6 protein-coding genes are annotated in these 11795 nt (G+C 69.1%); all 6 read right to left on the reverse strand.

The features are described 5' to 3' along the window. Window positions 1-183 precede the first annotated feature (183 nt). Entirely contained in the window at window positions 184-8640 is an 8457-nt protein-coding gene (locus H7U20_RS03030) for an iron-regulated protein frpC (protein WP_199518131.1), read from the reverse strand. 83 nt (window positions 8641-8723) lie between these two features. Further along, complete coding sequence (fliR, locus tag H7U20_RS03035) at window positions 8724-9554, reverse strand: flagellar biosynthetic protein FliR (RefSeq protein WP_199518132.1); 831 nt, start codon at window positions 9552-9554, stop codon at window positions 8724-8726. 38 nt (window positions 9555-9592) lie between these two features. Then, window positions 9593-9862 (reverse strand): flagellar biosynthesis protein FliQ, encoded by a 270-nt coding sequence (gene fliQ, locus H7U20_RS03040; protein WP_199518133.1) that lies wholly within the window; start codon window positions 9860-9862, stop codon window positions 9593-9595. Window positions 9863-9871: 9 nt separating this feature from the next. Further along, entirely contained in the window at window positions 9872-10657 is a 786-nt protein-coding gene (gene fliP / locus H7U20_RS03045; protein WP_199518134.1) for a flagellar type III secretion system pore protein FliP, read from the reverse strand. Then, window positions 10647-11336: a flagellar biosynthetic protein FliO gene (fliO, locus tag H7U20_RS03050; protein WP_199518135.1), complete on the reverse strand. Its 690-nt coding sequence runs from the start codon at window positions 11334-11336 to the stop codon at window positions 10647-10649. The genes fliP and fliO overlap by 11 nt, the downstream gene beginning before the upstream one ends. Continuing rightward, window positions 11333-11749, reverse strand: coding sequence for a flagellar motor switch protein FliN (gene fliN, locus H7U20_RS03055; RefSeq protein ID WP_093384499.1), 417 nt, complete (start codon window positions 11747-11749; stop codon window positions 11333-11335). The genes fliO and fliN overlap by 4 nt, the downstream gene beginning before the upstream one ends. Between the last annotated feature and the right edge of the window lie 46 nt (window positions 11750-11795).

Below are 11795 nucleotides of genomic sequence, written 5' to 3' on the forward strand. Positions count from 1 at the left end.
GTAGTTCGTCAAGGCGCCGGGCATGCCGGCAAAACCCCGCGGCGTGAAGCCGGGGTCGGACCCGCCGGGTCCGACCCCGGTTTGTGCCAGTGGGTTTTGCCGGCGTACCGGCCACTTTCGCAAAGCATGAAAAAGGCCCGCCCCACGCAAGTGGGGCGGGCCTTTTGTCGTCGCGCCGGGGCGCTACTTGGCGGCCAGGATGCCGGCCTGTTCGAGGCGGCGGCGCCACTCCTCGCCCTGGCCGGCGGCGGACTCGGCCGGCCGGCCGCCGTGGTCCGCCTGGAACTGCTGCAACTGCCGGCCCAGCGCGGCGACGCTGCCGGCCAGGCTGGCGGCGGCGCCGGCCGAGGCCGCCGCCGTGGCGGCCGTGCCGGCCGGGTCGGCCGTCCAGGCCGGGCCGCCGGCGGCGCCGCCGGCCTCATGGCCGAAGTCGGCGATGGCCTGGGTCAAACCGCTGACCTTGGCGCTCAGCGGCGCGCTCTGCCGCGCCGCCCGCTCGGCCAGGAACCAGACGTCGGCCATCTGCCCCTGCAGGCCGTCGGAGGTGACGAAGCCGCCGCGCAGGCCGATCCAGTTGTCGTTGTCGCGCTCGTTGACCTTGCTCGCCGCCACGTTCAGCTGGGCGATGTGCAGCTCGGCCAATGTCTTCAGCTCGCCGGCCTGGCTGACGCCGTCGGCGTTGCCGTCGACCCAGACGCGCAGCTCGCCGAAGCGGGCGTCGCGCCGGTCGACGACGCCGTCGCCGTTGCTGTCGAGTTCGCCGAGGGCGGCGAAGCCGTCGGCCGCCTTGCCGCCCGCCGCGGCGGCGGTGGCGGTGCCGAACAGCTCGCCGCCGTCGTTGATCCGGCCGTCATGGTTGCGGTCCAGCGCCAGCAGGCCGTCGCCGCCGCCGACCCAGCCGGTGCGGATCTTCTCGCCGTCGCCGTACAGGTCGAAGCGCACGCCGGCCGCCAGCGCCAGCGTGTCGATGCCGTCGCCGTTCAGGTCGAGGATCAGCGGGCTGCCCAGCGGCAGTTGGGCCAGCTGGTCGGGGCTCAGCGCGGCGCTTTGCGCCGGGGTCAGCGCGCACACCTGGGTCGAGCTGAACGCGGCCAGCTGGGAGTTGGTCAGGCTGGCCAGCTGGTCGGCGGTCAGGGCGCGGATCTGCGGCGTCTTCAGGGCGCGGATCTGGCCGGTGCCGAGCACGGCGATCTGGCTGGCGTTGAACTGGCTGATCTGCTGCGTCGACAGCGATGACAACTGGCTGGTCTTGAGCGCCGCCAGCTCGGTGTCGGACAGCGCGTGCAACTGGTCGGCGCTGAGCGCCAGCAGGGCGCGGGTGGCGAAGGCGCCGATCTGGGCGGTGCTCAGCTGGGCGATCTGGCTGGTGGCGATGCCGGCCACCTGGGTCGCGCCGAGGCCGGCGATCTGGCTGGTGCGCAGGGTGCCGAGCATGCCGTCGGACAGGGTGTTGACCTGGCTTGAGCTCAGGCCGACCAACTGGTTGGTGCCGAAGGCGGCCAAGGTGCCGAGGGCGCCGAACTGGTCGCTGCTCAGGGCGCGGATCTGGTTGCTGCTGAGGGTGGACAGCATGCGCGTCGACAGCGCGCTCAACTGGTCGGTGGTGATCGCGCTGATCTGGTTGGTGCGCAGCGCCAGCACCTGCACGCTGGAGAAGGCGCCCAGGTCGGCCGGGTTGAACGCGGCGATCTGTTCGGTGCCCAGCGCGGCGATGACGGTGGCGCTGAGGGCGCGCGCCTGCGCCGTGCTCAGGTTGTACAACTGGCTGCTGGTCAGCGCCACCACCTGGCGGCTGCTCAGCGCGGCGATCTGCGCGGTGCGCAGCGTGGCCAGGTGGGCCAGGTCGATGGCCTGCAACTGGTCAATCGACAGGGCGCCGATCTGCACCGTGTTGAGCGGCGCCAGCGAGCTGAGCGCGCCGATCTGGTCGAGCGACAGCGAGACCAGCTGGCGCGTGCTCAGCGCGGCGATTTCCTGGGTGGTCAGCCAGGTCATCTGGTCGGTGCTGAGGAAGGCGATCTGGTCGGTGCTCAAGGCCACCAGCTGGGCCGTGCGCAGCGCGCGCAGGTCGTCGTACTCGATGACGGCGAACTGGTCGGCCGTCAGGCCGGCCAGGGCGGCGTCGCTGAGGGCGCGGAACTGCGCCGTGCTGAGGGCGATGATCTGGTCCGGCGTCAGCACGCCGACCTGGCTGCTGCGCAGCGTGGCGATGGCGGCGGTGCGCAGCGTGGCCAGGTGGTCGACGTCGATGCCGATCAGCTGGTCGCTGCTGAGCGCCTGGATCTGGTCGCTGTTGATGCCGGCCAGGGTGTTCAGGCCGGCCAACTGGTCCAGGCTGAGGGCGCGCAACTGGGCGCTGGTCAGCGCGCCCACTTCGGCCGTGGTCAGGGCGAACATCTGCTCGGTGCTCAGCGCGGCGATCTGCTCGGTCTTGAAGGCGGCCAGCTGGCTGGTCTTCAGGGCGGCCAGGTCGTCCAGCGCCAGGCCGGCGATCTGGTCGGTGGTCAGCGCGCGCAGGGCGCCGGTGGTGAAGGCGCGCCACTGCGCCGTGCTCAAGGTCTGCAACTGGTGGGTGTCGAAGGCCGGCATCTGGCGGCTGGTCAGGCCGGCGATCTGGCTGGTCTTGAGCTGGCCCAGGCGGGTGTCGTCGAGGGCGGCGATGCGGTCGGTCGGCAGGCCGCCGATCTGGTTCGGCGTGAGCGAGGTCAGCGGGCCGAGCAGCAGGAACTGGGCCGGCGTGAACGCGTCCATCTGCTTGCTGGTCAGCGCGGCCAGTTCGGCCGTGGTGAGGGCCATCAGCTGGTCGGTGGTCATGCCGACCAGTTGGTCGGTGGTGAAGGCGCGCACCTGGTCGGTGCGCATGGCGGCCAGGTCGCCCGGTTCGATGGCGGCGAACTGGGTCGGCGTCAGCCGGGCGATGGCCTTGGTGCTGAGCGCGCGCACCTGGGCGGTGCTCAGCGCGATGAGCTGGACGTCGCTGAGCTGGTCGAGCTGGGCGTTGTTCAGGTTGGCGATGACGGCCGTGCTCAGCGCGACGATCTGGTCGCTGCTGATGGCGGCGATCTGGTCGCTGTTGAAGACTTGGAACTGGCTCGAGCGCAGCGCCGCCAGGTCGGCCAGTTCGATGGCGCCGATCTGCGTGGCGTCGAGCGCGCCGAGCGCCTTGCTCGACAGCGAGGCGAACTGGGCCGTCAGCAGGGCGACGATCTGGTCGGTGGTGAGGAAGGGCGTCTGGCTATTGCTCAGGGCGGCGATCTGGCTGGTCCTCAGCGTTTGCAGCTGGGCCAGCGGCAGCGCGGCGATCTGGTCGCTGCCCAGCGCGCGCACCTGGGCGCTGCCCAGCGCGCGCAACGCGCTCAGCGCGGCGACCTGGCTGGCGCTCATCGCCTGCACCTGGGCGACCCGCAGCGCGGCGGTGTCGGCGCTGGTCAAGGCGCCGATCTGGTCGCTGTTGAGCATGACGATCTGCTCGGTGCCCAGCGCGACCAGCTGGGCGGTGCGCAGGTTGGCGATCTCGTCGGGGGTCAAATAGGTGATCTGGTCGGTGGTCAGGCCGGCCACCGCCTTGGTCGACAGGGCGCCGACCTGGCCCGGCAGCAGGGCCGCCAGTTGGTCGCTGTCGAGCACGCGCACCTGGCCCACCGTCAGCGCGGCGATCTGCTTGCTGCTCAGCGTCTGCAGTTCGTCGGTGCTGAGCGCGGCGATGCGGCTGGTCGACATCGCCGCGATCTGGTTGGTGGTGTAGTCGGCCAGGTTGCCCAGCGCGCTGATCTGCGCCGGCGACAGCACGGCCAGCTGGGCCACCGTCAGCGCGCCGATCTCGGCGTTGCTGAGGGCGTGCAGTTGTTCGGTGCGCAGCGCCACCATCTGGTCGGTGGTCAGCGCCTGGATCTGCGCCGTGCTCAGGGTCGGCATGTCGGCCACTTCGATGGCGGCGATCTGGTCGGTGCTGAAGCGGGCCATGCTCAGCGGCGCCAAGGCGCGCAACTGGGCCGACGACAGCAAGACCACCTGGTCGGTGCTCAGGCCGGCGATCTGCTTGCTGCCCATGGCGGCGATCTGCCGCGTCTTCATGGCGGCCAGGTCGGCCGCCACCAGGCCGGCCACCTGGTCGGAGCTGAGCGCGGCGATCTGCGTCGAGCCCAGCGAGGCCAGGCTGCTCAGCGCGTCGATCTGCTGGCTCGTCAGGTAGCCGATTTGGAGCGTGCTCAGCGCGGCGATTTCCTGCGAGGTCAAGGCGCCGTATTGGGTCAGTGTCAGCGCGGCCAGCTGGTCGCTGCTGAGTGCGACGACCTGGGCGGTGCGCAGCGCCGCCAGGTCGACCAGTTCGATGGCGACGATCTGGTCGCTGCTCAAGGCGGCCAGCACCGGATTCGACAGGGCGCGGATCTGGCCGGTGGTCAGCGCGACGATCTGGTCGGTGTTGAAATAGCCGATCTGCGTCGAGCTGAAGGCGGCCACCTGGGCGGTCTTCAGCGCGGCGATCTGGGTCGGCGTCAGCGAGGCGATCTGGTCGCTCGACAGGCCGACGATCTGCCGGCTGCTCAGGCCGGCCAGCGAGCCGAGCGCGGCGATCTGCGCCGTGCTCATCGCGCCCAGCTGGCGCGAGGTCAGCGCGCCCACTTCCTGCGAGGTCAGCACGCCGAGCTGGCCCAGCGTCAGCGCCGCCACCTGCTTGGTGCTGAGGGCGGCGATCTGGTTGGTCTTCATCACGGCCAGGTCGGCCAGTTCGATGGCGACGATCTGGTCGGTGGTCAGGGCGGCCAGGGTGGTGTTGTTGAGGCTGCGGATCTGCGCGCTGGTCAGGGCGACGATCTGGTCGCTGCTCAGCGCGCCCACCTGGGCGCTGGTCAGGCCGGCGATCTGGCTGGTCTTCAGCGTCGGGATCCTGGCCGGCGACAGGCTGGCGATCTGGTCGCTGGTCATGGCGCCGATCTGCCGGCTGGTCAGCGGCGCCAGGCTGGCGAAACTGGCGATCTGGCTGGTCGACAGGGAGGCGATCTGCACGGTGGTCAGGGCGGCGATGTCGGCCGTGCTCAGCGTGCCGAACTGGTCGCTGGTCAGCGCCGCCAGCTGGGCGGTGGCCAGCGCGGCGACCTGGCTGGTCTTCAGCGCGGCGATGTCGACCAGCTCGATGGCGGCGATCTGATCGGTCGTCAGCGCGGCCAGGTCGGCGCCGCCGATGGCGCGGATCTGCGCGGTGCTCAGCGCCACCACCTGGTCGGTGGTCAGCGAGGCGGTCTGCGCCGTCGTCAGGGCGGCGATCTGGCGCGTGCTCAGGGTGGCCAGCAGGGCCAGCGACAGGGTGGCGATCTGGTCGGTGGTGAGGGCGGCGATGGCCGCCGTGGTGAAGGAGTTCAGCGAGCTCAGCGCGCCGAGCTGGGCGCTGCTCAGCGCCGCCTTCTGGCCCGGCGTCAGCGCGGCGATTTCCTGCGTCGTCAAGGCGGTGATCTGGGCGGTGCTGAGGGCGGCGATCTGGTCGCTGTTGAACTTGGTCAGCTGGCTGGTGCGCAGCGCGGCCAGGTCGGTCAGCGAAATCGCGGCGACCTGGTCGGTGGTGAGGGCGGCGATGGCCAGCGAATTGAGGCCGCGGATCTGCGCCGTGCTCAGCACGTGGATCTGGTCGGTGGTCAGCGCCTGCGCCTGGTCGGTGTTGAGGACGGCGATCTGGCCGCTTTGCAGCGTCAGCAGGTCGTTGGTCGACATGCTCGCCAACTGGTCGGTGGTGAGGGCGGCGACCTGGCCGCTGGCCAGCACGTCGAGCCGGCTCAGCGCGTCGAGCTGGCCGTTGGCCAGGCTGGCGATCTGCAGCGCCGTCAGGGCGCGCAGCTCGGCGGTGGTCAAGGCGGCCAGTTGGGCGGTCCGCATGGTGTCGAGCTGGGCGGTGGTGAGGGCGGCGATCTGCCGCGTGCTCATCTGCACCAGGTCGTTCAGGGCGATGGCGTTGATCTGGTCGCTGCTGAAGCTGCTCAGGGTCTGCGTGGCGATGGCGCGCACCTGGCCGGTGCTCAGGCCGATGATCTGCGTCGAGTTCAGCGCGGCCACCTGGTCGCTGCCCAGCGCGGCGATCTGCGCGGTGCTCAGCGTGGCCAGGTCCTGGGTGTCGAAGTTGCCCAGCTGGTCGCTGGTGAGGGCGGTGATCTGCCGCGTGCTGAAGCCGGTGAAGCTGCTCAGCGCCGAGATTTGCTGGCTGCCCAGCGCGCGGATCTGGTCGCTGTTGAGGGCGCGCACCTCGGCGCTGGTCAGCGCGGCGATCTGGGCGGTGCCCAGGGCGACGATCTGGTCGGTGGTCAGTTTGCTGATCTGCAGCGTGCGCAGGCCGGGCAGGTCGCGCGTCTCGATCGCCACGATGTGGTCGGTGTTGAGCGCCATCAGCGCCGCCGAACTGAGCGCGCGCAGCTGGGCGCTGCCCATGGCGACGATCTGGTCGGTGGTCAGGGCGTGCGCCTGGTCGCTGCTGAGGGCGGCGATCTGGCTGGTTTTCAGGCCGGCCAGGTCGGCCGTGTTCAGCGTGGCGATCTGGTCGGTGGTCAGCGCGACGACCTGGCGCGTGGTCAGCGTGGTCAAGGTCAGGGCGTCGAGCTGGCTGCTGCTCAGCGCGGCGATCTGGTCGCTGGTCAGCGCCACCGTCTCGGCCGAGGTCAGCGCCGCCGTCTGGTTGATGCTGAGGGCGGCGATCTGGTCGGTGCTGAGCTTGTTGATCTGGTTCGGCAGCAGGGCGGCGATGTCGCGCGTTTCGATGAAGCCGATCTGGTCGGTGGTGAGGGCGGCGATGGTGTCGCTGTTGAAGGCGCGGAATTGCGCCGTGCTCAGCGCGATGATGTGGTCGCTGTTGAGCGCCTGCAACTGGTCGGACGTGAAGGCGCCCAGTTGGCTGGCGGCCAGGCTGGCCAGGCTGCGCGTGGTCAGTTGGGCGATCTGGTCGGTGGTGAACGAGGCGATCTGGCGCGAGTTCATGCCGTTCAGCGTCGCCAGCGCGGCGATCTGGGCGCTGGTGAGCACGCTGATCTGTTCGGTCAGCAGGGCGCCGATGGCCTTGCTCGACAGGGCGGTGAATTGATTCGTGCTCAGCGACGTCAAATGCTCGCTGTTGAGCGCCGCCACCTGGGCGGTGGTCAACGCGGCGATGTCGCGCGTCTCGATGAAGGTGAGCTGGTCGGTGGTGAGCAGGTTCAGCGCGGCCGTCGTCAACGCGGCGTACTGGGCGGTGCCCAGCGCGATCAACTGGTCGCTGCCGAGCGCCAGCATGTCGTCGGGGTTGAAGGCGGCCAGCTGGGCGCTGCTGAGGGCGGCGATGTCGCGCGTTTCCAGGGTGGCCACCTGGTCGCTGGTGAGCGCGGCGATCTGCAGCGTGGTCAGCGCCGCCAGCGACAGCCAGCCGGCGATCTGGTCGCTGCTCAGCACGACCAGCTGGTCGGGCCGCAACGCCGCCTGGGCGGCGCTGTTCATCGCCGCCATCTGGGCGGTGCGCAGGGCGGCGACCTGGTTGACGTCGAGCGCGCCGATCTGGCGCGAGTTGAGCAGGGCGAAGTCGCGCGTCTCCAGCGCCACCACCTGGTCGGTGGTCAGCAGCGCCAGGATGGTGGTGCTGAGCGCGCCGACCTGGTCGCTCGACAGGGCGACGATCTGGTCGGTGGTGAAGGCGTTCAACTGGTAGTCCTGCAGCGCGCCGAGCTGGCGGCTGCTCAGCGCGACCACGTCGCGCGTCTCCAGGCTGGCGATCTGCTGGGTCAGCAGGGCGGAGATTTGCAGGGTGCTGAGCGAGACCAGCGAGCTCAGCGCGGCGATCTGGTCGCTGCTCAACAGGGGGATCTGGTCGACGCTCAGGCCGGCCATGGCGGCGCTGCGCAGGGCCTTCATTTGCGTGGTGGTCAGGGCGACGATCTGGTCGGCGTTGAGGAAGCCGACCTGGGCACTGCTGAGCACGGCGATGTCGCGCGTCTCGATGGCGGCCACCTGGTCGGTGCCGAGCAGGGCCAGGCTGTCGCTCGACAGGCCGGCGATCTGGGCGGTGTTCAGGCCGACCATCTGGTCGGTCGACAGGGCGAGGAACTGGATCGCCGTGAAGGCGTTGATCTGGCTGCTGGTCATGGTGGCCAGCGCGGCCGTGGCCAGCGAGGCGATTTGTTCGGTCAGCAGGGCGGCGACGGCGGCGCTGTTGAGGGCGCGCAGTTGCACGCTGCTCAGGCTGGCCAGCTGGTCGCTGCTCAGGCCGCTGCCCTGGTCGGCGCCCAGCGCGCCCATCTGGCTGGTGGTGAGGGCGTGCAGCTCGCCCGTGGTCAGCGCGTTGACTTGTTGCGATTGCAAGGAGGCCAGCTGGTCGCTGCGCAGGGCGCGCATGTCGGCCGTGCTCAGCACGCCCACCTGGTCGGTGGTCAGGGCGGCGCTCTGGCCGGTGGTCAACAGGGCGATCTGGCGGGTGCTCAGCGAGACGATCTGGTCGGTGGTGAAGGACGCCACGTCCTCGGTTTCCATGGCGCGCAGTTGCAGGGAACTGAGCGCGCGCAGCTGGGCCGTGCTCAGATAGGCGATCTGGTCGGTGGTAAAGGCCTGCATGTCCTCCGTCGTCAGCAGCGCCACCTGGTCGGTGCGCAGGGCGATGATCTGGTCGGAAGTGAAGGCGGCTACGATCGATGTCATGCAAGTTCTCCCAGTGACCTCCATGATACGCCGGTAATTGCCGCATGGAAATCAAATCTACGTGTTTCGGCTATTGAATTTCCCTATGGGCGCGGGGCGCGCGGTACTGGTCGAAGCGGCAAGTTTGCCTTCTCCGACCAGGTGCGCGGCATCAGCCTGGTGCGTTCAATGCCGTCCAAAAACAACTGTTGCAGCGGCGTGGCCAGGTAGGGGAGCGACATGGCCAACACCAGCAAACCGACGCCCAAAGTGATCGGGAAACCGATCCCGAACAGGTTGAGCGCCGGCGCCGCGCGGGTCAAAATGCCCAACGCGACGTTGGTGATCAGCAGCGCCGCCACGATGGGCAGGGACAACTGGACACCGATACTGAAAATCTTGCCGCCCCAGTCGGCCAGCTGCTTGAAGCCGCCGCCGTAGATCGGCTGGGCCGACAGCGGCAGGCTGCTGAAGCTTTCCACCAGCGCCGACAGCAGCACCAGGTGGGTGTTGGTTGCCAGAAACGCCATGGTGGCGACCAGCGCCAGGAACTGGCTGATCGCCGACGAGCGGCCCTGGGTGTTCGGATCGAAGAAGGTGGCGAAACCCAGGCCCATGGTCAGGCTGCCGATTTCGCCGGCCATCTCGACGGCGGCGAAGACGATGCGCATCGAAAACCCCATCGCCAGGCCGATCAGCAGCTCCTGCGACAGGATCAACAGGCCGGCCAGCGACAGCGGGTCGGCGCCCGGCAGGGCCGGCACGGCCGGCGCGACGATCAGCGCCAACAGCACGCCCAGGCCGACCTTGACGGTGATCGGCACGCTGTTGTTGCCGAACAGGGGAGCGGCGGCGATCAGGCCGAGGATGCGCGTGAGCGGCCACAGCAATGCCGCGATCCATAGGTTGATATCGGCAGTGGAGAGCGTAATCATGAGCCCCCGTTACAATTTAGTTGCGCTACCGCAAGCATCTAGCCGACCATGCCCGGAATGCCGCCGAACACCTCGCGCATATAGTCGAGCATCACCGACAGCATCCACGGCCCGGCCACCACCAGGGCGATGAAGATGCCGACCAGCTTGGGGATGAAGGACAGGGTGCTCTCGTTGATCTGGGTGGCGGCCTGGAAGATGCTCACCACCAGGCCGATCACCAGCGCCACCAGCAGCATCGGGGCGGCCACCATCAGCGTGATCTCCATCGCGTGGCGGCCCATCGTCATGACGCTTTCCGGGGTCATCGCGCGCTCCTAGTAGAAACTCTGCGACAGCGAGCCGATCAGCAACTGCCAGCCGTCCACCAGCACGAACAGCATCAGCTTGAAGGGCAGCGAGATGACCGCCGGCGACATCATCATCATGCCCATCGACATCAGCACCGAGGCCACCACCATGTCGATGATGAGGAAGGGGATGAAGATGGCGAAGCCGATCTGGAAGGCGGTCTTCAGCTCGCTGGTGACGAAGGCGGGAATCAGCACGCGCAGCGGCACGTCCTCCGGTCCCTGCAGCGCCGGGCTGCGCGAAATCTTGACGAACAGCGCCAGGTCGGCCTGGCGGGTCTGCTTCATCATGAAAGTTTTTAATGGGGCGACACCCTTTTCCATCGCCACGCTCATGGTGATCTTGTTTTCCTGCAAAGGCTGGTAGGCCTCGGTGTAGATCTTGTCGAACACCGGCCCCATGACGAACAGCGTCAGGAACAGGGCCAGGCCGACCATCACCTGGTTGGGCGGCGCAGACTGCGTGCCGATCGCCTGGCGCAGCAGCGACAGCACGATGATGATGCGGGTGAAGCTGGTCATCATCAGCAGCGCGGCGGGCAGGAAGGACAGCGCCGTCATCAGCAGCAGGGTCTGGACCGGCAGCGTGTAGTTGGTGCCGCCGCCCGCCGCCGGCACGCTGTTGAACGCCGGAATGCCCGGCTCGGCCAGCGCCCATAGCGGCAGGGCCAGGGCGGCCAGCGCGAGTAAGCACTTACCAATCGAACCGGCCGCGGGAGCGGCGAGCCAAGGCGCGGACGACTTATTTACCATTGCGTTTTTCTATCGTCTGTTTGAACCACTCGGCGAAATTGGCGCCCGGCAGGCCCGCTTGGGGATTGCCGGCGATCTCGTCTTGTTGCTGGCGCGGCATGGTGGCCAGCGCGTTCATGCGGCCCGGCGAGGCGCCGACGACGATCCATTGTTCGCCGACCTCGACCACCAGGATGCGCTCGCGCGTGCCGACGCTGAGCGAGCCGACCAGGCGCACGGTGCCGCCGCCGTTGCCCAGCGTTTTAGGACCGTAGCGCTTGAGCAGCCAAGCCAGGCCGACCAGCAGGGCCAGCACGAAGGCCAGCGCCAGCGTGGTCTGCACCAGGCCGCCGGCCGAGGACGGGGCCGACGGGGCCGACGCCGACGGCGCGGCGACGACCAGCGGCGCCGGGGCCGGCAGCACCATGGCCGAGCCGGCCTTGGCTGCCGGCGCCGTGTCGGCGGCGGCGACGGCCGGCTCGGCGGCGGCCGGCGTCGCCGTGGCTACGGCGTTGGACGGTGCTGCCGTGGCGGTGGCCGGGCCGGCGGGCGGATGGTTCGACAGCGGCGCCGACACGCTGGCGCTTTGCTGCGGCGCGGCGGGCGCCGGGGCGATGGTGCCGGAGGCGCTGTGTTGGGCCGACGCGGGCAGCGCGGCGGCGGCCAGCAGCAATGTGGTGAAAAGAACAGCAGGTTTCATTTATTCAGTTTTCGAATGCGTTCGGAAGGCGTGATGATGTCGGTCAGGCGGATACCGAACTTGTCGTTGACCACCACCACCTCGCCCTGGGCGATCAGGCAGCCGTTGACCAGCACGTCCATCGGCTCGCCGGCCAGGCCGTCGAGCTCGACCACCGAACCCTGCGCCAACTGCAGCAGGTTCTTGATGGCGATCTTGGTGCGGCCCAGTTCCACCGTCAGCTGGACCGGAATGTCGAGGATGAAGTCGATGTCGTTGTGCGTCTCGGTCTTGCTGCCCTGGTTGGAGAAGTCCTTGAAGACGGCGGCGCTGGCGGCCTGGCTTTGCAGCGCGTCGGCTTCCGCCTTGGCCTGCTCGGCGATGGCCGCGCCCCAATCGTCATCCATGCTTTGGTCGTCTTGATTGTCAGACATGTTTCTCTCCTGTGTGGCGCGTCGCGGGGGGGGGGGGGGGGGGGGG

Source organism: Rugamonas violacea, assembly GCF_016461825.1.
Classification (GTDB): Bacteria; Pseudomonadota; Gammaproteobacteria; order Burkholderiales; family Burkholderiaceae_D; genus Rugamonas.

Bases quoted from the DNA above. Each gene is read 5' to 3' on its own strand.
- H7U20_RS03030 (WP_199518131.1), bottom strand. From the start codon at position 8,640: ATGACATCGATCGTAGCCGCCTTCACTTCCGACCAGATCATCGCCCTG.
- fliR (WP_199518132.1), bottom strand. From the start codon at position 9,554: ATGATTACGCTCTCCACTGCCGATATCAACCTATGGATCGCGGCATTG.
- fliQ (WP_199518133.1), bottom strand. From the start codon at position 9,862: ATGACCCCGGAAAGCGTCATGACGATGGGCCGCCACGCGATGGAGATC.
- fliP (WP_199518134.1), bottom strand. From the start codon at position 10,657: ATGGTAAATAAGTCGTCCGCGCCTTGGCTCGCCGCTCCCGCGGCCGGT.
- fliO (WP_199518135.1), bottom strand. From the start codon at position 11,336: ATGAAACCTGCTGTTCTTTTCACCACATTGCTGCTGGCCGCCGCCGCG.
- fliN (WP_093384499.1), bottom strand. From the start codon at position 11,749: ATGTCTGACAATCAAGACGACCAAAGCATGGATGACGATTGGGGCGCG.